General features: G+C 42.7%; 19 protein-coding genes and 1 pseudogene. 16 read left to right on the top strand and 4 right to left on the bottom strand.

What is annotated here, in order from left to right; translation table 11 throughout:
• Positions 1 to 151 precede the first annotated feature (151 nt).
• The 4 genes from V7K45_RS18690 to V7K45_RS18675 all read left to right on the top strand — a co-directional run bounded on the left by V7K45_RS18690 (position 152) and on the right by V7K45_RS18675 (position 2,551).
• A complete protein-coding gene (locus V7K45_RS18690; RefSeq protein ID WP_335005955.1) occupies positions 152 to 853 on the top strand; it encodes an SOS response-associated peptidase in 702 nt (233 codons plus the stop codon).
• A 137-nt stretch (positions 854 to 990) separates the two neighbouring features.
• Positions 991 to 1,512, top strand: a complete 522-nt coding sequence (locus tag V7K45_RS18685) for a photosystem I assembly protein Ycf3 (RefSeq protein ID WP_335005953.1) — start codon at positions 991 to 993, stop codon at positions 1,510 to 1,512.
• 136 nt (positions 1,513 to 1,648) lie between these two features.
• On the top strand, positions 1,649 to 1,939 hold the full coding sequence (gene gatC / locus V7K45_RS18680) for an Asp-tRNA(Asn)/Glu-tRNA(Gln) amidotransferase subunit GatC (protein ID WP_104905377.1): 291 nt from the start codon (positions 1,649 to 1,651) through the stop codon (positions 1,937 to 1,939).
• A 351-nt stretch (positions 1,940 to 2,290) separates the two neighbouring features.
• Positions 2,291 to 2,551 (top strand): MoaD/ThiS family protein, encoded by a 261-nt coding sequence (locus tag V7K45_RS18675; protein ID WP_335005949.1) that lies wholly within the window; start codon positions 2,291 to 2,293, stop codon positions 2,549 to 2,551.
• Positions 2,552 to 2,619: 68 nt separating this feature from the next.
• Here V7K45_RS18675 and V7K45_RS18670 read toward each other — a convergent pair whose 3' ends face one another.
• The 3 genes from V7K45_RS18670 to V7K45_RS18660 all read right to left on the bottom strand — a co-directional run bounded on the left by V7K45_RS18670 (position 2,620) and on the right by V7K45_RS18660 (position 7,546).
• A complete protein-coding gene (locus tag V7K45_RS18670; RefSeq protein WP_335005947.1) occupies positions 2,620 to 3,477 on the bottom strand; it encodes a lysophospholipid acyltransferase family protein in 858 nt (285 codons plus the stop codon).
• 423 nt (positions 3,478 to 3,900) lie between these two features.
• Positions 3,901 to 4,383: a hypothetical protein gene (locus V7K45_RS18665; RefSeq protein ID WP_335005945.1), complete on the bottom strand. Its 483-nt coding sequence runs from the start codon at positions 4,381 to 4,383 to the stop codon at positions 3,901 to 3,903.
• Between the two features lie 625 nt (positions 4,384 to 5,008).
• Complete coding sequence (locus tag V7K45_RS18660) at positions 5,009 to 7,546, bottom strand: calcium-binding protein (protein WP_335005943.1); 2,538 nt, start codon at positions 7,544 to 7,546, stop codon at positions 5,009 to 5,011.
• Between the two features lie 348 nt (positions 7,547 to 7,894).
• Between V7K45_RS18660 and V7K45_RS18655 the strand changes: the two genes are divergently transcribed.
• The gene (locus V7K45_RS18655; protein WP_335005941.1) at positions 7,895 to 8,095 is read left to right on the top strand and encodes a hypothetical protein; all 201 of its coding nucleotides are present in this window, start codon (positions 7,895 to 7,897) and stop codon (positions 8,093 to 8,095) included.
• 63 nt (positions 8,096 to 8,158) lie between these two features.
• Positions 8,159 to 8,422, top strand: a complete 264-nt coding sequence (locus tag V7K45_RS18650; protein ID WP_335005939.1) for a hypothetical protein — start codon at positions 8,159 to 8,161, stop codon at positions 8,420 to 8,422.
• Between the two features lie 460 nt (positions 8,423 to 8,882).
• On the opposite strand, the gene V7K45_RS18645 is transcribed toward V7K45_RS18650, so the two are convergent.
• Complete coding sequence (locus V7K45_RS18645; RefSeq protein WP_335005937.1) at positions 8,883 to 10,319, bottom strand: carotenoid oxygenase family protein; 1,437 nt, start codon at positions 10,317 to 10,319, stop codon at positions 8,883 to 8,885.
• A gap of 495 nt (positions 10,320 to 10,814) precedes the next feature.
• Between V7K45_RS18645 and V7K45_RS18640 the strand changes: the two genes are divergently transcribed.
• The 10 genes and pseudogenes from V7K45_RS18640 (at position 10,815) to V7K45_RS18595 (ending at position 24,164) form a co-directional block, all read left to right on the top strand.
• Positions 10,815 to 11,003 carry a hypothetical protein gene (locus V7K45_RS18640; RefSeq protein WP_335005934.1) on the top strand — a complete coding sequence of 63 codons (189 nt, stop codon included), beginning with the start codon at positions 10,815 to 10,817 and terminating at the stop codon, positions 11,001 to 11,003.
• 678 nt (positions 11,004 to 11,681) lie between these two features.
• On the top strand, positions 11,682 to 11,969 hold the full coding sequence (locus V7K45_RS18635; protein ID WP_335005932.1) for a hypothetical protein: 288 nt from the start codon (positions 11,682 to 11,684) through the stop codon (positions 11,967 to 11,969).
• Between the two features lie 690 nt (positions 11,970 to 12,659).
• Complete coding sequence (locus tag V7K45_RS18630) at positions 12,660 to 12,920, top strand: hypothetical protein (RefSeq protein WP_335005930.1); 261 nt, start codon at positions 12,660 to 12,662, stop codon at positions 12,918 to 12,920.
• Between the two features lie 86 nt (positions 12,921 to 13,006).
• Positions 13,007 to 13,267: a hypothetical protein gene (locus V7K45_RS18625; RefSeq protein WP_335005928.1), complete on the top strand. Its 261-nt coding sequence runs from the start codon at positions 13,007 to 13,009 to the stop codon at positions 13,265 to 13,267.
• An 89-nt stretch (positions 13,268 to 13,356) separates the two neighbouring features.
• Positions 13,357 to 13,614, top strand: coding sequence for a hypothetical protein (locus V7K45_RS18620; RefSeq protein ID WP_335005926.1), 258 nt, complete (start codon positions 13,357 to 13,359; stop codon positions 13,612 to 13,614).
• A gap of 673 nt (positions 13,615 to 14,287) precedes the next feature.
• Positions 14,288 to 15,727, top strand: coding sequence for an NHLP bacteriocin system secretion protein (locus V7K45_RS18615; RefSeq protein WP_335005924.1), 1,440 nt, complete (start codon positions 14,288 to 14,290; stop codon positions 15,725 to 15,727).
• 47 nt (positions 15,728 to 15,774) lie between these two features.
• Positions 15,775 to 18,051 (top strand): annotated as a pseudogene (locus V7K45_RS18610) (NHLP family bacteriocin export ABC transporter peptidase/permease/ATPase subunit); the annotation flags it as partial.
• 93 nt (positions 18,052 to 18,144) lie between these two features.
• Positions 18,145 to 21,111 (top strand): NHLP bacteriocin export ABC transporter permease/ATPase subunit, encoded by a 2,967-nt coding sequence (locus V7K45_RS18605; protein WP_335006004.1) that lies wholly within the window; start codon positions 18,145 to 18,147, stop codon positions 21,109 to 21,111.
• Positions 21,112 to 21,345: 234 nt separating this feature from the next.
• On the top strand, positions 21,346 to 22,467 hold the full coding sequence (locus V7K45_RS18600) for an IS630 family transposase (protein ID WP_335005921.1): 1,122 nt from the start codon (positions 21,346 to 21,348) through the stop codon (positions 22,465 to 22,467).
• A gap of 143 nt (positions 22,468 to 22,610) precedes the next feature.
• The gene (locus V7K45_RS18595) at positions 22,611 to 24,164 is read left to right on the top strand and encodes a YcjF family protein (protein ID WP_335005919.1); all 1,554 of its coding nucleotides are present in this window, start codon (positions 22,611 to 22,613) and stop codon (positions 24,162 to 24,164) included.
• Positions 24,165 to 24,227 lie beyond the last annotated feature (63 nt).

Raw genomic sequence — 24,227 nt, 5'->3', positions numbered from 1 at the left:
TATTTTACCAAAAGATTTTCCCAAAACCGGATATTTTTTTTGTATTTAGTATCTGAACGTACTACAGGAAATTATTCGAGAAAATAAAAAAAAATATTAATTTATTTCTAGATTGAGATGTTTAATTTAGTTAATGGTCGAAAATAAAACTATGTGTGGAAGATTTACTCTAAACCAGTCGGCAGAAGGATTGTCTGAAATTTTCCATGTCGAGTCAGTTCCCGATTTGGCAGCGGAATATAACATTGCGCCTACGCAAATGGTGGCGACAGTGTTACAAAATCCCGAAAACAAAAAGCGAGAATTTAAGCAGTTGCATTGGGGATTAATTCCGTCATGGGCAAAAGATGCAGGAATGGGAGCAAAGCTGATTAATGCTAGGGCAGAAACTGTTGCCGAAAAACCTGCTTTTCGTTCAGCTTTTAAGCACAGACGCTGTTTAGTGCTAGCTGATGGCTTTTATGAGTGGCAACGCCAACAAGGTAAGAAGCAGCCATTTTATTTTCGTCTCCAATATGGGCAACCCTTCGGTTTTGCAGGTTTGTGGGAGAGATGGCGATCGCCTGCTAACGAAGAAATAATTTCTTGTACAATTTTGACAACGGCAGCTAACGAATTACTCCAACCCATCCACGAGCGGATGCCAGTAATTCTGGAGCCACAAGATTACGATTTATGGCTAGATTCCCAAGTGCAAACGGCTCAAACCATACAGCAGCTATTGCGTCCTTATCCAGCGCCAGCAATGATTGCATATCCAGTTAGCACCTTGGTAAACAACTCTCGACATAATAGTTCAGAATGTATCGTACCCCTCAGTGAGAAGAACGCGCCCGCAAATCAGTTAAATTAACTATTGAGTGAACTAAGGGATTGGGGAGATGAGGGGACAAGGGAGACAAAAGGATAAAGAAAGTGTTTTCCCGCCCAATGCCAATACTTCGACTTCGCTCAGTACAAGTGCCCAATGCCCAATACCCAGAGAGAAATATGCCAAGAACACAAAAGAACGATAATTTTATTGACAAATCCTTTACTGTGATGGCGGATATCATTCTGAAGATTCTGCCAACCAACAAAAAAGCTAAAGAAGCGTTTGTTTATTATCGAGATGGTATGTCGGCCCAAGCGGAAGGGGAATATGCCGAGGCATTGGAATACTATGAAGAAGCTCTAACACTAGAGGAAGATACCAGCGATCGCGGCTATATTTTCTACAATATGGGGCTAATCTATGCCAGCAATGGCGACCACAACAAGGCTTTAGAACTATATCACCAGGCAATTGAGTTGAACCCACGTATGCCCCAAGCCTTGAATAACATCGCTGTGATTTATCACCACCAAGGCGAAAAAGAAAAAGAAGCTGGAGATGACGAGGCTGGCGAAGCACTTTTTGACCAAGCAGCAGACTATTGGATTCGTGCTATTCGCATGGCTCCCAATAACTACATCGAAGCTCAAAACTGGCTGAAAACCACCGGGCGATCGCAAATTGACGTATTCTTTTAGTCATTAGTCATTAGTTCTTTGTCATTTGCTAAGGACTAATGACCAATGACCAATACTTCTCTACGAGAGGCTGCGCCAACAACTACGCGGTAGTTGAGCGCAGCCGAAACTCAGTACAAGTGACAAATGACAATTTATGATTGACCAAGAACAAGTTCACAAAGTAGCCAATCTTGCTCGTTTAGAATTGACTCCCGAAGAAGAGGAACAATTCACTTCCCAGCTGGGAAGTATTCTGGACTATATCGAACAATTGAATGAACTTGATGTCAGTAATGTGCTGCCAACAACACGCGCAATTGATGTCAGCAATATCACACGAGAGGATGAATTGCAACCCTATCCTGACCGGGAAAGTATTCTCAACAGTGCGCCCGAACAGGAAGGCGAATTTTTCAAAGTACCAAAAATCCTCAATGCTGAATAGTCAAACAATTTGGGATTTTAGATTTGCAATTTTAGATTGACGATAGCGGAGCGTAAAGCCTTCTCTTCTGACAAAGGGAGACGTATGCGTAACTTGCTTCTACAAAGTGCTACGAGAGGCTTGTCGGCAAAACTTGCAAGGGTACGCCAACGGCATAGCATCTCTAAGAGTTGCTACCGCGTAGCTTGCTTCTGCGTAGGAGTACCCTTAAAGCAAGTCCTAACAGCGTATACTAAAATTTGTTTGACGCACAAGGGTGGAGAACCAAAACATACATAAGTTATGTTGAATATTTGTTTACATTATTGGCAAATAATTAAAACACTTGCTCGTACTGCCAAAGTATGTTTTATGTCTAAATCTGTAATCACCGTTACCGTCAAATTGTTCGCTGCTTATCAAGAAGCCTTTAGAGTTTCGGAACTAGTGTTGGAATTTCCTAATAGTATGCCAGTCAAAGCAGTATGCGATCGCCTCATAGCTGAACACCCTGAACTGTCACAATGGCGCGATATAACCCGTTTTGGGATTAATTTGATATTTGTCGAACCAGATACCCCACTACAAGATGGGGATGAAGTTGTGTTAATTCCACCAGTCAGCGGCGGCTAGGAAAAGAGTTAGGAGTTAGGAGTTAGGAGTGATAAATTAAAGATTCAAAACTTCTAACTCATAACTATTTAAAGAGAATTGGTCTGAGCAGTTAGCTTTATTAAGTTATCTAACTCTTGTTGCATTTGACTAACAACTAATTCATAACATTCATTGACATAATGGCGATCGCTAGCTGCTTCACGACCGTAGCGTTCAAATATAATTGGCGGACAAACCCGCGTATATATGGGCACAGGCAATGGAATATTGGGTAATGGGCCAATTGCTAATCCCCAAGGCAGTCCGAGATAAATTGGAAAAACTTCTGGGTCGATACCTAATAGCCAAGGCATTCCCCACTCGTGGAGTTGCTGTACAACTTTGTAGAAGTCAGCGATGATAATGAGTGTATCGTGAGCGCCCCAAGAAATCACAGGCACAATCGGCACATTTTCCCGTAACGCTAACTTGATAAATCCTTGTCGCCCTGCCAAGTAAATTTTGTTACGTAAATAATTCGGTCGGAAGATATCTTCGGCTCCACCGGGATAAACTAGCAGACTCGCTCCAGAGCGTAAGGCAGCGTAAGCCATTTTTGGATGAGCAATGATTGCTCCAGCTTTGGCGACTAATTGCGCTAGTGGCGTGCTAACTTGCCAAACCTTAGGATGCATCAAACCATAAACTGGTTTTTCTACACCAAATCTTCGGAACCAGTCGTACATCATCATTACCATATCAGGGGTTGCGAGTCCACCATTGTGCGAACCAACAAATAAGACTTTTTGCTGGGGTGGAATATTATCCCAGCCACTAGTTTGAACTTGGAAATAGTACTGATACAAAAAGCCAAACAGCGGCATCAGAGATTCTATGAACTTTGGATCTCGCTCATCCAAAGACCAACCGGGTTTTTTGTTTAATAAATGTTGCTTTTTTGACATCGATGCATTTTAACAAGATTGACAAAGTTCAAACAATCCCTTGTTTAGATATAACTCAATACGGTTGGGTTAAAGCTAAAACTCTGTATTAAAGTCAACATAGACGCATAGAGGTTGATTTTCCTTAATTGCGATCGCTTAATCATTAGATATTTGGTGAAATTAAATATGCGTTATCCATAATTTTTGTAGAGACATAGCACTTCTACGTCTCTAAATTACTTTCCACTCATATTTTTATTGCCACATCGCGGCGATTAATTTGGTGATATAGCAGGAGGCAGGAGGCAGATCGCTTTTAGCGTCTCCCCTTCTCCCAAAGGGAGAGGCTAGCGCCAAGGGAGAAGGCAGGAGGTAAAAACCTTGCTATTCCTGAGATTTACGCTTGTCATTATGTCCTAATTTACCTGGCAACTGCTATATCTATGGAGTAGTTGCTGGTTTTGAACGCTGCTGCTGGTAAAAACCCACAACTTTTTGAAGATATGTAGCAGTAAATCCACTGTTGCAGCCTGTATAGCTGCCAGTCATCCACCAGCAACCGACGCCACGCACAGCAGCGGTTTCATTATTACTGCTGGCGATAAATTGCTTGTTAAACTCACGGCGCGTGATGCAAGATACAACTTGGCGTGCCTTCGCGGGACTATTTTCAAACTGCGTTGGTGTTAGTTCTTTTTTAAGACAATATTTTGACCAGCCTTTTAAGGTTTCTGGTTTAACTTGCCATTCACTGTAAAGTCCATCATTTGCGGTGCCGGTCTGCGGTGCAGCTAGTCGTAGCGCCTCTACCATTGCCGCGACTTGGGCATCAGAAACCTTTTGTTGTGCTTGAGCTAACAATGATGACAGTCCAAAGCTGACAATCACTCCGCTAAGTAGTAATGCTATCGGGTTTCTCCTCATAATTTTGGACTTATTTTTAGATACCAATATGTAGGATACTACGTTTTTACACTGAGCAATTATCAAAGACTAGAGTGAATTGGGTATGGGAAAGAGGACTTGGGGACAAGGGCAAATGGCACTAAGAAAAGCTGTAAACTATGCTGCATAAGCATTACAAGTATTGATTCGTTAATAGCAGTGGACGCTTGGCTGCGTAGGCGTAGCCCGCCATAGGCATCGTTATTTTTTGTAGGGACTATGAAATGGAAGCGGTAACGGTGGAGGAGCGCCCAAAAATTTATTTTTGAAGGTAGAAAAAGCTTACTCGTTCATGAAATAATTTCATTGAAACGAGCAAGCACATACGATAACTACTACTGTGACATTACGAGTACAAATCCTCAAGGATAAATGGCTCTTGCGTTGCTTTTATGGTGATTGAGGATTGATTAGGGACTTCCAAATAAAAAAGAATCAATCGCTTTGGCAAGCTGTTCTTGAGCAGAGGAAGCAGAGGAGGAAGAATACAATTATGGTCTTCGCTCTGAAAAATGGATAATTTAATTTTTGGATGTCCCTTACGAAAACAACTGCAAACTTGTTAATTGGCAACTGTTTCCGCTTTTCTTCGTACCATTTATCTTTAGGCTACAGTGACTCCTAGCGTATAAGAACCAGGGTCAAAAAAGCCAGAACTGAAAGTTCCGCCATTTTGCGGGAAGTAATCATAATCACTTACTGAAATGGAGTAAGTACCTGCCCCTAGTGAAGCGGTGATTGATTGAGAAGTACTGGAACTCTGTAAGTTCCCAGCACTATTAAATAGGCCGAGAACTGGAAAGATACCATTGTAATTCGGCGTGCTAATAGTCACAGTTCCTGGGCTAGCTAAAGAAAATGTGAAAAAGTCGAAATCAGGATTGTTCCCTGGAAGTCTTGCCAGTTGAGCAGAGGTATTAACTTCTGAACCTGATGTTAAAGTACCTAGCTTCTCAGCAGTGGCTAGTGTGTTGTTTGTCCCTTGTCCAGCATCTTCTTTCTCGGAGAACAGGAAGTCGTCACTATCAAGCTTCAGAGGCGATGCTTGCACAACACCAACGAGTTCATCTAGCTCTCCTGAGTTGTCCAGAAATACCCTTGTATCGGCTCCCACAGTCTGCAAGCGATAGTCTGCCAGTGTTCCTTTGAGCTGGATTGTATCTTCGTTGGAGTTGAAGCCACTGATGGTAGCGTAGTCTGCCAAACCACTACTTCCACTGTTGTTATCGTCATAAAAGACATTAGTAGCATCTCCAAGTAAGAACCGATCTTCCCCAGGCCCTCCAGTTAGGGTATCAACCTCTCCTAATCCAGGAGAATCAGAACCGTTAGTATCAACGCCTATGAGGACATCATTTCCAGGCCCTCCAAGGAGAGTGTCATTGCCGGCCCCGCCACGGAGGGTATCATCGCCTTCTCCTCCTTCGATTTGGTCATTGCCAGCCCCGCCAAACAGGCTGTCATTCCCATCCTCGCCCAACACGAGGTCATTACCTTCCTGACCGTCAAGAAAGTCATCACCATCCCCACCAAGCAAGGTGTCATTGCCGCCTCTGCCAAAGAGGGTATCACTGCTGCCTCCTCCAATCAGGGAGTCGCTAAAACTAGAACCAAAGACTTGCTCGATATTGAACAGGACATCACTCCCATCTCCCCCACTGGCAGTTCCAGTGCCAAGGTCAACGGTGACTCCGACAGTGGCATTTAAATAATCAGCAGTATCAATGCCAGTCCCACCAAAGAGTTGGTCATCCCCGCCTCCACCTTGGAGTTGGTCATCCCCGTCTCCACCAAGCAGAATGTCATTGCCGCTGCCGCCTAGCAGGGTATCATTGCCTTCTCTACTAATGAGAGTGTCACTCCCGTCCTCACCAAAGAGTTGGTCATTGCCAGCCCCACCAAGCAGGATGTCAATGCCGCTACCGCCAAGCAGGGAGTCATTGCCGTACCCGCCATTGATAAAGTCGTCGTTAGCCCCGCCAAGGAGGGTGTCATTGCCGTTATCGCCAAAGAGGCGGTCGTTACCAGCCTCACCATTTACAGAGTCATTCCCGTCCCCACCACTGAGGAAGAAGTCATTGCCAGCTCCGCCAAGGATGGTGTCATTGAACCTAGAACCAACGATTCTTTCAATCTCCAACAGGACATCATTCCTGCCCTGCCCTGTAGCGGTTCCAGTGGCAAGGTTAATCGCGACTCCGGCAGTGGCACTGAAATAATCAGCAGTATCAACACCAGCTCCACCCAAGAGTTGGTTATTGCCAGTCCCACTACGCAAGGTGTCATCGCCAGCCCCACCACGGACAATATCGTTGCCTTCCTCGCCATCCAGCAGGTCATTGCCAACTCCACCATCAAGCAGGTCATTGCCACCTCTACCAAAGAGGGTGTCATTACCGCGCCCGCCAGTTAAAATGTCGCTGAAACCAGAACCAAAGACTTGTTCGATATTAAATAGGACATCATTCCCAGCCCCTCCACTGGCAGTTCCAGTCGCTAGGTTAACGGTGACACCAAGAGTGCTATTTGAATAGTCAGCAGTATCATTGCCAGTCCCACCAAAGATTTTGTCATCCCCGTCCCCTGCTTCTAGTCGGTCATCGCCAGCCCCGCCAAGGAGGGTGTCATCGCCAGCCTGACCAATCAAGTTGTCATTGCCATCCTCGCCATCAATCTGGTCATCGCCAGCCCCGCCATTGAGCGTGTCAACCCCTTCCCCGCCAAAGAGTTGGTCTTTGCCGTCTTCTCCAGCGAGTCGGTCATTTCCGTCCCCGCCTTCGAGAAGGTCATTGCCAGTTCCAGCAAGGAAAACATCATTACCAAACCCACCAAGCAGCGTGTCGTCACCGCCTTTGCCAAGGAGTTGATCGTCATCCTCCTGGCCATCGAGAAGGTCATTGCCAGATCCACCAAGGAGGACATCATCGCCGAGCCCACCAAGCAGGGTGTTCTCGCCGTCCTCACCATTGAGAAGGTCATTGCCGTCCTCGCCATTAAGCGAGTCATTGCCAGCCCCACCTAAGAGGTCATCATTGCCGCCCCGACCAAAGAGGTTATCATCACCGCCCTGACCAAGGATAGCGTCATTCTCAAACGTGCCAATTAGAGTGTTATTCTGGTTGTCTCCAATAATGTCTGCCATATCAATCCCCTCGGTTATAAGTTTGATTCAGAGATATTCGCTGGCAGAGGTGTCTGTCATCTATAAGTAGCCCTGCCAGCAGAGAGAAACCTTAGATAGGTAGTTCAAAAAAATGCAGCATCTACTTAGACTGGTTTCATAACCGCTCAATAATCCGAGGTCAATCGCCCAGTGACAAGGCTCAAATGGCGTAAAATATTTCTGAACTGGTAGGTTGCCCCAATTTATTGAACGGATACTTTTCAAACATCCTCTTTTTAAGAAGTTACAATAAGAACTACAAAAAGAATGTGAAGAACTTGTGAAGAAATACCTTAGCAGAAGAAGAGGTAGAAGTTCCTTCTCTTCGTGACGCTTTGCGAACAAGTGATACAAGCGGATATTGCCTGCGCCAGAGCAAGGCTTCCAGAGAGATTATTAGAAAAACTGTTCAACTCCTCAGTACAAAATCTAGAAGATAAAGTGACAGAGGAACATTTATGGTATGGTCGCAATACCAAAGTAATAGATGGGTCAACAGTGTCTATGCCGGACACCGTAGAAAACTAAAAAGAATATCCTCAACCAAATAGTCAAAAGCCCGGATGTGGGTTTCCAATTGCAAAAATTGGTGTGATATTCAGTTTGGTGACAGGAGCCGCCGTTGCTTTGTGCATAGACGTTTTGAACAATCATGATATTAAATTAGCAAGAACGCTGTATAGTTTTCTTAAACCCAATGATGTGCTTGTAGGAGATAGAGCTTTTTGTGCTTACACCGATATGTTTACTATCAAAAAGTTTGATTATGATGCTGTATTTCGTAAGCATAAAAATCTCGTACAACAACTATGCAAAAAGGTAAAATTGTTGGAAATTGCGAGTTACTTGTTATAAGCCTAGAAGTTGTCCAAAAGGATTGAGAAAAGATGAGTTTGATGCTCTATCTCAAACCATAATTGTAAGATAAATTTACTACTACATCGTTATTCCTGGTTTTCGTACTCAACGAGTTAGTTTAATTACTACTCTTTTAGATAAATGAATTTATTCTACTCTCGAACTTGTTGGACTTTACGGTAAAGATTGGGATGTTGAACTGGATTTAAGACATATCAAAACTACCTTGGGTATGGATATTCTACGATTTTTCTTACTGCCATTCGGGACAAGGGCAAAGACTTATTGCAAGTTCTTACACCAATTTGAAAAATGATTGCGACAGATGGAAAACTGAAACACTTATCCAATGGATATTTCACAATCCAAAATCTAAAATCTAAAATCCAAAATGGTATTACCTCTTGTCCCCTTGTCCCCTTGTCTCCTTGTCTCCCCTGCTTGATTCCCCAAATTGTTAAGCTGGGTTCCAAGTGCCGTGGAAACTATGGGGAATAACGCTAGGTAATCCTAGTTTGCAAACTGGTTCTGCATCCAGGCGATCGCTATCAAATACCCAAACTTCACTACTATGAGAATTAACATCGTATACAACGGTTAGCACCCAGCCTTGCTCGGGGTTTTGGGCATCTTGGGCGTGGATGGGTTCTGAAGGATAGCGGTTTTCTCCTAAGTCTGCTTCGGTGAGGGTTTCGGTTTTGTAGTCGAAGCGGGCGATCGCACCGAACCATTCTTTGGCTATATCCCCTCTTTGGGGCATTAATGATACATAAGTATAGCGGTAAGGTTGCCCAACTTGCGATCGCTGCACTACAGGAAATTCACACTTGCGATTGACAACTTCCTCTATTGCTGTCACTTTAGCAGTTTGAGGATTGAGGCGGACTTGCCACAATGTTCCTTGAGTTACTGTGTGCGTCTCACCAGTTGCGAATTCTCTGAGATACTCATTAGTTTGGTGAAAGTCTGCATATCGCACCATGTCCAGAATCACGGAACCGTCTTTATCTTCATAGCCGTTGCCAAAATGCCAATTGAACCAAGGATCGGTTTCACCACGACTCACTAAGGATAAGTTTTCGCGATCGAAAATTAACACTTGGGTTCCTAATTGAGGTTCCCACAACAGAGATTCACTAAAGGTATTTACACCTAGTAAAAGTGACAGCATTTTCATCCGCATTGGTGGCATGAAAAACACCAGATACCTTTGAGTTAAAACAAAATCATGCATTATCGAGTAGCGATCTAGCTTAAAAGCCGTTTTTTTGATAATTTTGCCCGTGTCATCGCTTTTGTAGAGATTCAGTTGTACAGAACTTCCGATACTGATTCCAAAGTTAAAAATCTCGCCTGTTTGTGAATCACGCTTGTAATGAGCAGAATAAGGTAATCCATTATCCAAAGCGCCTAAATCATCCAATCCCTTCGTTTCTAAAGTTTGCAAATCAAGGGCGTAGGGATTGGTTGCTTCCCATAAAGCCAACAATTTATCAGGTAAAGCTAATACTGAGGTATTGGCTGCATTCTTGATCTGTTGGCCCCAGCGCTTCCAAATGGGGCCTGGCGGATGCATCCCATAGACACCATAAAGAAACCTATCTGCTTGAGTTTCAGCTAGATATTCTGCTGTTTGCACATAGCGATAGACTCCGGTAACTCCTGCATCCGTGAAATGAACGCCGAGAATTGCCCCATCTCCATCAAACCAGTGTCCCACGTGCTCGCCACCACGTTCTAGCCGTGCGGGGCCATTGCGGTAAAGTGTGCCACGCAAGCCATCTGGGATTTTGCCAGAAATAATTGACAGTTGAGTAAGGGGAAATTCTTTTGCTGGTTCTGCGATCGCACCAGCCCAGGATTTATTTTTTGACTTTTTGGTAATAGTCTGCATATTCAAATATTGCCTGAATTAATCTAGACCGATTCTGACATTGTGGCAATTTTTGGGATTGCAGAGAAAGCGGGATGATTTAGCACCTGACAAAATTCCTCCCCTGCATCTTCTGCCAAACAATACAAAATTACTAATTGAAAATTAAGAAATCAGTCTTTTGATATAAGCTATATTTCTTTTTATATGCTTAACATACATAATTTATACAAATTTTTGTTTGTAAATCTACCGTTTTACATAAAAACTCAAAGCATATCAACTAGACGAGCAAATTTTTATATAAAACATCCTCCTTTAGCATTAGTTTTGTGCATTTTGTTTATCGTAAAATATTAGGAATAAAAGTAAAAAAGTGGGTTTCAAAAAGTAGGAAAAGTAATAAAAGTAGGAAAAGTAGGATCTTTTGTAAAAACCGTTGACAAGCTTTTAGATAAATTGATATTTATAAGTACATCCAAGGCACAAATGCCTACGTACTTTCAGGAGAAAATTATGACTAACGATAAAAACTTGACACAACCTAACAATCAAGAAGTTATTTTGGAGGAAATTAGTGAGGAAGAATTAGATGGAGTTGTGGGAGGATTCAATGTATTGGGACCATTACTTGGAGGAGTAGGAAGTGTTCTCGATGCTACTTTAACAACGGCTTTTGGAGGTCTTTCAGGTCTACTAGGTTAAGTGTTCCACTTTCATGAGGTCAGTAATTTCTAAGATATTAGGTGAATTTGAGCAAACCAATATCATAAGCTCAAGGTGATTCTTGAGAGTAAATAAAGGTAGGGAAGCAGCTATCATAAAAAAATATTAGCCCCGTAAAGGTTGTAATTTTTATGAAAGTTTGTTGACCAAAGAGAGTACTACAAATTCATTTTCGTTTTTGCTCAACTAATATCTAGTATAACTCCAATTATACACTCCTCATTGTTTAGTAAAATAGCCAGAAGTCAGAATATTCTGACTTCTGATTTTTATCATGTCACTTCTGTGTTCATAAAGAACCTATTTGTAGCAGAAGTTTGAATTGAGATTGAAGATTTGAGATTTTAGCGGTTCAGTGCCGTAATAAAGATATGTGATGCTGCCAACATCAACAGTAGTTTGGCAAGTATCGAATGAATATTTTCACTACAGCTTTTATTGATAGTTAACTTTTGTCGGATGGTAAAGACTAGTCGGCAATCTTTTTTCATGAAATTAATAATATAAGTAGGTAAATTTAGAGAAATAAAAAATGAGAAAAGTAAGTTAGTTAGTAAAAGTAGGATATTTTTTTAATCTGTTGACAAATTATTAAATAACCTGCTATTTGTAAATACATCTCAGACAAAAATTGTCTGTATACTTCTGGAGGAATTTATGACTATTATCAATCAAGTGAGTTTCAAATCTATCTGTAATCGAAAAGTTATTGTCGAGGAACTGATAGATAGTGAATTAAAAGGAATAGTGGGAGGAGACATTGTTTTGGATTTTTCATCACAGATAAATGCGATTTCAACTGATGGCACTGATGCTGTCATTCAAGACTCCAATCAAGATGTTGTGAATACGAAGACTAAACAAAGAACACGCACAAGAAGAAGATTTTCGCTGACAAATGGAGTTGCACAAATAATAGATTCAACAGTGATTTCATCTATTTAGTATTCACAGTAATACCATTTATTTGTGAGGTTGCGTCAAATTTTCTTTCTTCCTTTGTTTACTTTTCTGACGAGATGCTGCGCGTAGCTTGCTTTTTTGTAGGAGTATGCGCCCTGTGGAAAGCCGCTTTGCGCCTATGCAGTTCGTTTTTTATATAGTTTGGCGCATCTTCATACAGAATTGGTATAACTCAAATTCAACTCATGTTTTATGTACCCAATTAAAGGTGCGTATCCCCAACTTCTTTAGAAGTTGGGGATATTATTTTTATGAATAATTTAATATGTTAGTCGTTGCTTATTCGGCAAGGTTTTGTAATACCTATAGTAACTTGTCAAAAAATTATTTATAGATATACCATTGGCCGATCCTACCTTTATTAACTTGAATTAATGCCGATATTTGATATTTCTTAAAATCCTAATCTTCACAAAACTCTTTAACAACTTCATCATTTCTTTATATAAAATATTTTCAAAAAACTGTATTGTTTAAACATAGTGAAATTGCAAAATAAACCAAAAGCAAATTTTTGTTTTGCACATTTGATTAGTGTTTAAAAGCAACAAATTTGATAATAAAAATCGTCAGATATTTATTGTTTTAAATGTCTAAAGATTTTTATTATTTGGTTAAGTAAAAAAAAGATTTCACTATGCAAAAACCATTTTGTACAAGGAAGGAATTTTTATGTCAGTTGTAACACTTGAACAAGAAACCCTCGCAGTCATGACCGAATTAGCTGATGAAGAAATCAGTGGAATTGTCGGCGGTGGACGCGGAGTAGATATTGATAACAGAACCAATGTTGGCGTTAATGCCAAAGGTAAGAACGTACAAGTATCCAATCAAGTTGGTAACGCATCAGCAATTGGTGGAGGCAATGCTAAGGTTTATCAAAATTCAAATCAAGAGATTGATAATAGCAGAGACCGTGTGTACTTCTACTAATAGGTACTAGGTTATCTCCATAGTAGGCTCATGTTGAGTTACTATTTCACTGTTCCAAAACCATTTTGTACAAGGAAGGAATTTTTATGTCAGTTGTAACACTTGAACAAGAAACCCTCGCAGTCATGACCGAGTTAGCTGATGAAGAAATCAGTGGAATTGTCGGCGGTGGACGCGGAGTAGATATTGATAACAGAACCAATGTTGGCGTTAATGCCAAAGGTAAGAACGTACAAGTATCCAATCAAGTTGGTAACGCATCAGCAATTGGTGGAGGCGATGCTAAGGTTTATCAAAATTCAAATCAAGAGATTGATAATAGCAAAGACCGTGTGTACTTCTGGTAATAACAGGTACTAGGTTATCTCCATAGTAGGCTCATGTTGAGTTACTATTTCACTGTTCCAAAACCATTTTGTACCAGGAAGGAATTTGTATGTCAGTTGTAACATTTGAACAAGAAACACTCGCAGTCATGACCGAGTTAGCTGATGAAGAAATCAGTGAAATTGTCGGAGGACGCGGAGGTGTAGATATCGATACCAAGGCTAAAATTGACGTTAAAACCAAAGGTGGAAACGTACAATCGAATGTTCAAGTTGGTGTTGCAATAGCAATTGGTGGAGGAGATGCTAAGGTTATTCAAAAATCAAATCAAGAGATTGATAATAGCAGAGACCGCGTGCGCTTCTAGTACCAATAGATACTAGGTTATCTCGATAGTACGCTCTTGTTGAGTTATCACCTCAACCAAAAGTCACTTTAAGGTGTTTGTATTGCCAAAATATTTATCTATGATGATTTGTATCATCCCTACAAATCAAAATAACACTAAGCTAGCAAGCATGTAAGTTATGCATTATTTCGTTAAGAGAGTTATTAAACAGTAATCCTTTGCCAATTGCTACGAACAACTGACAAAGGACTACAAACGACCCTTACGAATAAGCTACAGACATCTTATAACATAGTGGTCTAACTATTTCTGGCATCACAACCCATTACAACGTTACACGAACATTGGCGGGTGTAAGCCGGATAAAAACGAAAGGTCAAAAGGTAAGCGACCAATTGTTATTATCCCTTACTTCTTACCCACCCGTCAATGTTTTCATATAAAGAGTGCAAAATCGTTACTTTAACGAAAGTTATTCTTCATCTACGCAAAATTTAAAAATAAAAAATTTGATTTTCTCAGTTTTCGACCTTTCATCAGATGGTAGGTTGATTTTTGCATCTGAATATTAGTATGCCAAAGCAAACAAAACATATCCGCCTTGTGCTGAAGACAGAAGGTAATTTTTTATTCAATTGTCAGCCTAATACCCAATTCCTTCTGAATGCAATGCAAATTGGGATGGTTTATAGTGATTAATCAAAAAAGCGACCTGTTCCGCAAAGAAGCTTTAGAGCGCGCTTCTTCGCCGGAAGAATTAGATCAAATTATGCAGGTAGTCAGCCCGAAAAAGTGGCTACCTCTAGTTGCTGTTGGTTCGTTGGTGGCAACGGGACTTACTTGGAGTTTTTTAGGTCGAATCCCAATTACGGTGACGGGTACTGGAATAATAGTCTATCCCAGTACAATTACCTCATTCCAGTCACCGATCGCAGGTAAATTGCGAACAATCAATGTCCGAGTTGGCGACTTTGTAAATAGAGGAGATGTGCTGGCGACGCTAGACCAAAGCGAACTGATGAAACAGCTACAACTAGTCCGCTCTAAATTAGGGCAACTACAAACAGAAGATCGCGCTGCTAGTTTAGTGCAAGTACAGCGACAAAATGCAGACAAAGAAGCGATTAAACAGCAACGCCAATCTTTGCAGCAAAACCTCCAAGCGGTACAGAAACTCACCCCGATTTTAAGAGAGAAAGGGCTAAATTCGATTCAACGCGATCGCGCCAATCAAACCCAAAGCTTACAAGCACTGCGGGATCTCTTACCTACCTTCAAACAGAGATTGACCAACCGCCAGCGGCTATTGCAAGAGGGAGCAATTTCTGGCGATACAGTCCTACAGTCACAGCAAGACTACTTAAATGCTGTCACCCAAATTAATGAAGCCGAATCGCAACTCAAGCAACTAGATGTCAAAGAAGCAGATGCCCAACGCCAATACCTAGAGAATTTGAACTCAATTAAAGATTTGCAAGCGCAATTAAAACAACTAGATAGCAAAGAAGCAACTGCGGCGCAACAAGATTTAGAAAATGTAACTACCCGCAAAAAAGAAATCCAAGAAGTCCAGCGAAATATTGTGCAATTAGCACTGCAACTATCAAGCAACAGCTTAGTCAAGAGCAGTTACTCAGGACGAATTTTAGAAATCTCCGCAAGTCCCGGACAGGTTGTTTTACAGGGTACACCCATCGGAGCGATCGCCGCACAAAAGCGATCGGCTCAACCTGTGAGTGTGGCATTTTTTCCTGTTGGCGATGGCAAGCAAATTCAACCAGGGATGAAGTTACAAGTCACACCTACTACAGTGCAACGCGAACGCTTTGGTGGCATCATTGGGGCTGTCACAGAAGTCTCAGCCTTTCCCGTGACTAAAGAAGGTGCATTAAGTGTAGTAGGCAATTCCGAATTTGTGGAAGCTTTGATGTCACAAGGGCCACAGATGCTAATTACGGCGCGACTGCAACCAGACAATTCCACCTTCAGCGACTACAAATGGTCTTCTTCCCAAGGGCCACAGATGAAAGTCACTTCTGGAACTACCACCTCAGTACAAGTCACTGTAGAAGAACGCGCCCCGATTACTTTTGTCCTGCCGATTCTGAGATCCTGGAGTGGCATTTCGTGATATTGGCGATAAGGGGAATGAGGAAGTAATTATTAAAAAATATTTTTATGTTCTGGCAAAATCTGCAAAATATATTAGGGCGCTTGCGTAAAAACAAGCGGTGTCATACTCCTACTCTGCTGCAAATGGAGGTAGTAGAATGCGGTGCTGCTGCTTTGGGAATTATTCTCGGTTATTACAATCGCATTGTCCCACTGACAGAACTGAGGCAAGCGTGCGGTGTCTCGCGGGATGGAGTTAGTGCCTTAAATATCTTGAAGGCTGCCAGAAATTATCGACTCAGCGCTAAAAGCTTTAAAACCAACTTAGCTGGCTTGTTGCAATTAAAATTTCCCTACATTGTATTTTGGAACTTTAACCATTTTTTAGTAGTAGAAGGAATCACCAAACAGCGAGTTTATCTCAATGACCCTGCTACTGGACGACGCATCGTTTCCTTAGAAGAATTCAGCGGCGCATACACAGGTGTGGTGCTAGTTCTAGAGCCTGGTTCAGAGTTTCAACGCGGAGGACGCAAGCCTAGCACAATCTTAGCTTTGTGGTCGCGGTTGCGAGGCTCCATTGGCGCATTACTTTACTGCGTGCTGGCAGGATTTTTGTTAGTAATTCCTGGACTGGCGATACCTGCATTTTCCCAAGTATTTGTAGACAACGTATTGATTGAACATCGGTATGAGTGGTTGCGTCCCCTAATTTTAGGCATGATCTTCACAGCCGGACTGAGTGGATTTTTGACGCTGCTACAGTTGCAGTTTTTGCGTCAAATGAAAATTAAGTTGTCCGTGGGCATGAAGAGTCGGTATCTGTGGCACATTTTACGCCTACCCGTCAGTTTTTACGATCAGCGGTATGCTGGGGAAATCAGTAGCCGGATGGAACTCAACGACAGCATCGCCAATATGCTTTCGGGTGAATTAGCGACTACAGCGATCGCAACAGTATCAGTATTTATATATGTAGTAGTGATGCTGCAATATGATGTTGTACTAACTTTAATTGCGATCGCGTTTGTCGCGATCAACCTTGCCGCCTTACAGTGGGTGAGAGGGCGGCGCGTAGATGCCAATATCAAACTCATCCAAGAAGAAGGAAAAGTTCGCGGCGTAGAAATTTCTGGCCTTCAGAGTATGGAGACGCTCAAAGCATCTGGATTAGAGTCAGATTTTTTCTCCCGTTGGGCGGGTCACTATGCCAAAGCCATCAACACCCAGCAGGAATTAGAGGAAACAAACCAGACAATAGGTGTTTTACCATCTTTTCTGTCAGCGATCGCTTCTATGCTGCTTTTAGCTGTAGGCGGTTTGCGGGTCATGGATGGAGCCTTGAGCATCGGTATGTTAATAGCCTTTCTCGGCATGATGCAAAGGTTTTTCGCCCCAGTAAGTAATCTCATCAGCTTGGGAAGCGAACTCCAAGAGATGGAAGGTAATCTGACTCGCCTCGATGATGTCTTACGTAACCCCATTGACCGGCAATTGGAGCAGGGGAGCAGGGGAGTAGAAGAGGGGGAAAGGGTAAAGGGTAAAGGGAAAGGGACGGATCTCCTCCTTTCCCCTTTTCCCCTTTCCCTTTCCCCGACGCAGCCATCTTCCTACCCTCTGCCCAAACTCCAGGGGTATGTTGAATTACGCAATGTGACATTTGGCTATAGCCAAATTGCCCCGCCGATGATTGAAAATTTTAATCTTTTGCTCAAGCCAGGGCAGCGAGTTGCCTTGGTGGGTGGGAGTGGTTCTGGTAAGTCTACTGTTGCCAAACTTTTATGTGGGCTGTACGAACCGTGGCAGGGAGAAATTCGATTCGACGGCAAACCCAGAGAGCAAATTTCTCGCCAGGTACTAGCTAATTCTATTTCTGTCGTAGAACAAGAGATTTTGTTATTTGCTGGCAGCGTCAGAGACAACTTGACGCTTTGGGATACTACCATACCCGACAGTCATCTTGTCCGAGCTTGTCAAGACGCAGCGCTTCACGATGTCATCCTTTCACTTCCTGGAGGTTATCATGCTGACCTTTTGGAAGGTGCTACTAATTTGAGTGGTGGTCAGCGACAGCGGCTAGAAATTGCCCGTGCGATGGTGAATAATCCCAGTATCCTGATTATGGATGAAGCCACCAGCGCCCTGGATGCCGAAACAGAAAAGAATGTCAGTCGTAATCTGCGGTTGCGCGGCTGCACTTGCATTATCGTGGCGCATCGACTCTCGACTATCCGAGATTGCGATGAAATTATTGTCCTCGATCGCGGCAAGATAGTCCAACGGGGAAGCCATGAACAATTGCAGCAAGTTGAAGGGCCGTATTTACAATTAATTCGCAGTGAGGAAACAGGGGGAGAAGAAGAGGGGAAAAGGGAAAAGGTTAAAGGGAAAAGGACGGATTTTCTCCTTTCCCCTTTACCCCTTCCCCTTTCCCCGGTGTTCGCGGAGCGTCTCGTAGAGAAGCCTTCCCTCTTATTCTTTGCAAATCTCAAAGGACAACACTATCGTTTTCAATGCAATGAATCGCTACTACTAGATGACCCGGAGACAATTTGGCTAGTAAAATCTGGTTACTTGGCGCTATTTGCGATCGCAGTTAATGATGGCATTCCAGAAGGCACGCGTCGCTATTTATTTAGTAGCACAGCCGGACAGGCGATGTTTGCGATCGCACCAAGTTTAGAGGGTAAGCAGCAAGAGGTTTTAGCAGTGTCGCTTGAGGAGACAGAAATTCTCAAAGTATCCAGAGCAGACTTTAACCAGTTGTTTGCTGACGCTAATAAAGAAGTCGTAACTCTGATAGAACGCTGGATTTATCAATTAGGTTCGGTACTTGCTGGGATCGCTACGCCAACGACACCAACATCACTGCCAAAAATCCGCCAGTTCTCCTTAGTCGAAGACCAAATCTTCCAGCCGCATCAAATATCGTGGGTGCAAATTATCCAAGGACGTGCTAGATGGATGGGGTTTGCAGAACTGCCGTTAACTTCTGCCTCTGGAATGTTGCCTTTGGCTGAAAATATGTGGTTACAAGCAGATAACACTGTGGAGTTGAAAAGTGTTAACACCGCAGACATCGAAGATATCGATTCCTTGTTTATTGGTTTGTCCCAACTACAAACTTACTTCCTCCACTGCATTAATCTGCTGCAACGCCAGGAGATGGATGCAGAATTATTGAGATTTCAAGCCAGAGAACGTCTTGAGAGCCAAGTGATGCAAGAGACGTTAGCAGAATTAGCATCTGTATTGCCACAGCCAAAGTCAGACGGGCTAAATAATATAGGATTCAGTAGTAATCTTGATGCAACTGACCCAAACCAAGCCTTACTAATTGCTGCTGGTGCCGTGGGACGAGCATTAGGAATTAAGATTTGTCCGCCAGCTGCTTCAGAAGATTCTAATCGAGTCCAAGATCCTGTAGAAGCGATCGCTCGTGCTTCGCGTATCCGCGTGCGGCGAATTCAGTTGCGGGACAATTGGTGGCAAAAGGATTGCGGGGCGATGTTGGCATTTACGCTGGTCGATAAACAGCCAGTGGCACTATTACCAGTGTCTGATACACGTTACAAACTCTACGTTCCTGGGGAACGAAGGGCTATCTTTGTCGATGCCCAGATAGCAGCAGCCCTAGCTAAGACTGCCTACGCATTCTATCGACCTTTACCTGATAAAAAGCTGAAAACTTTTGATTTACTTCAGTTTGCCCTGCAAGGACATTACAAAGAACTAATTATAGTTTTAGTAATGGGAATTACCATCAGTCTGTTAGGAATGCTGACACCTCAAGCTACAGCTATCCTAATCGACAAAGCGATCCCAGATGCTAATCGAGGCTTGTTGAGCCAAATTGCTATTGCTTTGGTGGCTGCTGCCTTTGGCGGAACGCTGTTTCAACTAGCCCTTGGGTTTGCCACGATTAGGCTGGAAACTTTTGCCGATTCCTCCACCCAAGCCGCAGTTTGGGATCGATTGTTAAACTTGAAGGTTTCCTTTTTTCGCTCTTTCTCAGTTGGTGACTTGGATTCTAGAGTCACGGCTATTACTCAAATTCGCCAGCGACTGGGTAACACAGTCTTAAAAACAATTTTCTCCAGTTTGTTCTCACTCCTGAATCTGGGATTGTTATTCTACTACAATGTTTCCTTAGCTCTCATAGCTTGTGCAGTGGCACTGGTAAATATTGCCGTCACTATCATCTCTGGTACTCTTATTGTCCGTAAAGTTCGCCCATTACTAGAGCTACAAGGACAAATCTTTGGCGTGATGGTGCAGTTAATTAATGGAGTTGCCAAACTCCGAATCGCCAAAGCTGAAACCCGCGCTTTTGCTTACTGGGGTAAACAATATACGCATCAACTAAAATTAATGCTGAGTACCCAAGGCATTGAAGACAGCCTCGCGGTAATCAATCAAGTATTACCTGTGTTAACCACTGCTGCCCTCTTCTGGTTTGCTACTAGCTTAATTGGGCAATCCCAAACTCCTGGAGGAGGTGGTTTATCTACTGGCACTTTCTTAGCATTCAACGTTGCTTTTGGTACGTTCATTAACGGAGCCACTAGCTTAAGCAGCACAGTTGTGGAAGTTTTGCAAGTTTTACCCTTGTGGCAACGGGCCCAACCTATTTTGCAAGCTGAACCGGAAATTAGTTCCGCTCAAGCAGATCCGGGTAGGTTATTGGGCAAATTAGTTGTAGATCGGGTAACTTTCCGCTATCGCGATGATGGCCCTTTGACGCTGGATGATGTCAACATTCGTGCTGAACCAGGAGAATTTATTGCTATTGTTGGGCCTTCTGGCAGCGGTAAATCAACTTTATTGAGGTTACTTTTGGGGTTTGAATTTGCCAAATCTGGCACGATTTACTACGACGGGCAAGACTTAGCTTCTTTGGATGTCCATGCTGTACGCCGTCAATTGGGTGTGGTACTGCAAAATAGTCGGTTGATGTCAGCCTCTATTTTCGAGAATATTGCCAGTGGTGCCTTGGTGACGATGGACGAAGCTTGGGAAGCAGCTCAAATGGCAGGTTTTGCAGATGATGTTGCAGCAATGCCGATGCAGATGCACACAATCGTCAGTGAGGGAGGTAGTAATCTTTCTGGTGGACAACGACAACGGCTGTTGATTGCTAGGGCGTTGGTGTTGAAACCCCGGATTTTGCTATTCGATGAGGCGACTAGCGCTTTAGATAACAGAACCCAGGCAATTGTCAGTGAAAGTTTACAACAGCTTAAGGTAACTAGGGTTGCGATCGCTCATCGCCTCAGTACTATTCAAAATGCTGACCGAATTTACGTACTTGCAAATGGCAAAGTAGTGCAGCAGGGTAGTTTTGCTGAACTAGGAAATCAATCAGGGCTATTTGCACAACTCATGATGCAACAGTTGCTTTAACTGTGTATCAATACTTTTTGGGTTTTGGGGAAAAGGGGAAAGGGAAAGGGTTTGAATTTACCTTTCCCCCAAGCCCAGTAACCTTTCCCCAGATCAAAAGAGAGATTGTTGGGTTTATCCGAAAAGTATTGAACTGGGTATTGGGAAGATAGTAGGTAACTGAATTAACTTCGCTCCTAAGCTAATCGGCACTAAAGTTGCATAATAATAATGTGAAGTAGTATAAAAGCAGCTATGCCGCCACCAGCCAAAGACTTTTTAACGCCGGAACAAGTCGGTAAGCTACAGCAGGCTTTAAAAGAGAGCGACCAACCACACGTCAGGGAAAGAATTTTAATTATTCTTCTACAAAATGATGGGAAGCCGCAACATGAAATTGCTAAATTTTTAGGCTGCTCGCCTAGAACCGTGGCATATTGGTGTATGCATGGAGATCCAGACAATTTAGAAACCCTGCATAACAAAAGAGAGTACGAACATTATCGAAAAGCTACTCTTGAATATATTGAACTGTTATTAAAAACTGTTGACCAAGAACCATCAGATTTCGGGTATGAATTTGGCAAATGGACGGCAGAGAGATTAGCCACGTATTTGACCGAAAAAACAGGGATAGATTTAAGTAGCTCTCAAGTAAAGAGGATATTAAAGCGAAAAAAGTATAGTTATATTTGGGCTAAATATGACCTGGAAGATAAACAAAACCCAATCGAAAGAGCTAAGTTTAAGGAGAAACTTACTCAATATTTATCAATAGCGCGAGAAGAACCAGACCGTTTGCAGGTATGGTTTTGGGATGAGAGTGGTTTTAGTTTACGAGTGATTCGCCGAAAGAACTGGGGTAAAAAAGGAAAACGCAAAAATGTTCCAGGACAAAGACGCTGTGGCCGGGTGAATGTCATGGGAGCAATCAGAGAATCAGACCGAAAACGGGTATGCTTTTTTGTGAAAAAAGGGAACGCAGATATTTTTTATGAGCAATTACAACTATTATTTGAATTAGTCAAACAAGAGTGGGTAAGTAAAGGAAACAATGTTGAATATTTCTCTAAGTATGGATCGAAGATTATTTTGATTTTAGATAATGCTAGTTTTCATAAACGCAAAGATATTATAGCTAAAATATCCGAAGAATTTCCGAACTTTGTTTTAGAGTTTTTACCAGCTTACAGCCCTGATTACAACATTATCGAGTTAGTCTGGCACTCATGTAAGGAATATATTGCTCATCGCTTATTCAAATCGGTCGATGAATTAAAATCCCTGCTAGATAAGCTTTTGAATCAAGGCGAGTTAGTGATTAAGTGGCATCGGAACATCAAACATAAAGGTAATTTCAGCTATGTTGCAGCTTAAATGCTGATTAGCTTATTTAAGCTTGCTCTCGTAATTTTTTTGAGTAATTTATTCTTTGCAAGTCCCCTACTCTGGTAAAAAATGCTGAAACTATTAAGATTAGAAGCATCTGCCTACTGAATACTTACTAAAACTTCCCAGCCATGCCTCTGTCACGCATAGTAACGCTGATTGTCGGTCTGATCGTCATTTTGGGGCTAGCCCTATGGCTAATTGATTCCCTGTCACGCCTCTATTGGCAATTATCCTATTCGCCGTTGCTAGGCAATTTACTGCTGTTGCTGCTGATTGTCCTGATTGGAGCCTTGGTTGCCGCTTTTGTTTATTATGTACTGGTGATTCAATCTGGGGAAAAGCGATCGCGTCGCAATCCGAAGCGAGCGACTGCGGCACAAATTCCGGCTGCTAAATCTGACGCTGCTTCTACAACTCTCCAGGCTGTGCGGCAACAGGTAGCGCAAATTCAAGATGAAGTCACACGCCAAGCTTTATTAAGTCGATCGCGAGAGATTGAAGCCAACCTCGCACGGGGTGAAATTCAAGTAGTAGTATTTGGTACGGGGAGTGCTGGCAAAACTTCCCTGGTAAATGCGATTATGGGACGCATGGTCGGTCAGGTGGATGCACCGATGGGTACAACTCAGGTTGGAGAAACCTATTGTCTGCGGCTGAAGGGATTAGAACGCAAGATTTTAATTACAGATACGCCGGGGATTTTAGAAGCAGGGGTGGCAGGAACGGAACGGGAACAGATGGCGCGAGAACTGGCGACAGAAGCAGATTTACTATTGTTTGTGGTAGATAATGACTTACGACGCTCAGAATATGAGCCGTTGCGGGGGTTGGCAGAAATTGGCAAGCGATCGCTCCTAGTTCTCAACAAAACTGATTTATATACAGATGAAGATAAAGAATCCATCCTTGCGAGATTGCGTCAACGGGTACGGGGATTTATTGCTACTAATGATGTGGTAGCGATCGCTGCCAATCCCCAACCCGCACAACTAGAAACTGGCGAAACCTTCCAGCCGGAACCGGATATTGTGCCTTTGCTGCGGCGCACGGCTGCTGTTTTACGCGCCGAAGGTGAAGATTTGGTGGCGGATAATATTCTTTTGCAATCTCTGCGATTGGGAGATGAAGCGCGAAAACTCATTGATGGGCAGCGTCGCCGTCAAGCTGACAAAATCGTAGAACGGTTTCAATGGATTGGCGCTGGTGTGGTATCAGTCACGCCGATACCAGTTGTAGATTTATTGGCGACAGCCGCAGTTAATGCTCAAATGGTTGTGGAAATTGGGAGAGTGTATGGCTGTGAATTGAATATGGAACGGGGACGAGAATTAGCTCTTTCTTTAGCGAAAACCATCGCTAGTTTGGGCATTGTTAAGGGAGCAATTGAATTATTATCTACAGCGCTACAACTCAATGTTGCCACTTTTATTATTGGTAGAGCAATTCAAGGCGTGACAGCAGCTTATTTAACGCGAATTGCTGGTAAAAGTTTTGTTGAATATTTTCGTCATGACCAGGATTGGGGTGATGGGGGAATGACAGAAGTTGTACAGCGACAGTTTCAAATTAATCGCCGAGATGAATTTATTAAAGCTTTTATTCAAGAAGCGATCGCACGGGTAGTGAAGCCATTACAAGATAAATCTGAGGTGGTTGAACATGATGAAGAAGTCAATAGTTAAATATTGAAAATTAAAAAATAAATTGTAATTGTTAGTTTGATGACCGCAAGCGATATCATCTGT

The organism is Nostoc sp., from assembly GCF_036917375.1.
In the GTDB taxonomy this organism is placed as follows: Bacteria; Cyanobacteriota; Cyanobacteriia; order Cyanobacteriales; family Nostocaceae; genus Nostoc.
Note: the sequence above shows the minus strand (reverse complement) of the source record. Positions and strands in the feature narration are given on the sequence as shown.

Bases quoted from the DNA above. Each gene is read 5' to 3' on its own strand.
- V7K45_RS18620 (WP_335005926.1), top strand. From the start codon at position 13,357: ATGTCAGTTGTAACATTTGAACAAGAAACACTCGCAGTCATGACCGAG.
- V7K45_RS18685 (WP_335005953.1), top strand. From the start codon at position 991: ATGCCAAGAACACAAAAGAACGATAATTTTATTGACAAATCCTTTACT.
- V7K45_RS18600 (WP_335005921.1), top strand. From the start codon at position 21,346: ATGCCGCCACCAGCCAAAGACTTTTTAACGCCGGAACAAGTCGGTAAG.
- gatC (WP_104905377.1), top strand. From the start codon at position 1,649: ATGATTGACCAAGAACAAGTTCACAAAGTAGCCAATCTTGCTCGTTTA.
- V7K45_RS18630 (WP_335005930.1), top strand. From the start codon at position 12,660: ATGTCAGTTGTAACACTTGAACAAGAAACCCTCGCAGTCATGACCGAA.
- V7K45_RS18665 (WP_335005945.1), bottom strand. From the start codon at position 4,383: ATGAGGAGAAACCCGATAGCATTACTACTTAGCGGAGTGATTGTCAGC.
- V7K45_RS18690 (WP_335005955.1), top strand. From the start codon at position 152: ATGTGTGGAAGATTTACTCTAAACCAGTCGGCAGAAGGATTGTCTGAA.
- V7K45_RS18595 (WP_335005919.1), top strand. From the start codon at position 22,611: ATGCCTCTGTCACGCATAGTAACGCTGATTGTCGGTCTGATCGTCATT.
- V7K45_RS18645 (WP_335005937.1), bottom strand. From the start codon at position 10,319: ATGCAGACTATTACCAAAAAGTCAAAAAATAAATCCTGGGCTGGTGCG.
- V7K45_RS18670 (WP_335005947.1), bottom strand. From the start codon at position 3,477: ATGTCAAAAAAGCAACATTTATTAAACAAAAAACCCGGTTGGTCTTTG.
- V7K45_RS18660 (WP_335005943.1), bottom strand. From the start codon at position 7,546: ATGGCAGACATTATTGGAGACAACCAGAATAACACTCTAATTGGCACG.
- V7K45_RS18635 (WP_335005932.1), top strand. From the start codon at position 11,682: ATGACTATTATCAATCAAGTGAGTTTCAAATCTATCTGTAATCGAAAA.
- V7K45_RS18675 (WP_335005949.1), top strand. From the start codon at position 2,291: ATGTCTAAATCTGTAATCACCGTTACCGTCAAATTGTTCGCTGCTTAT.
- V7K45_RS18640 (WP_335005934.1), top strand. From the start codon at position 10,815: ATGACTAACGATAAAAACTTGACACAACCTAACAATCAAGAAGTTATT.
- V7K45_RS18625 (WP_335005928.1), top strand. From the start codon at position 13,007: ATGTCAGTTGTAACACTTGAACAAGAAACCCTCGCAGTCATGACCGAG.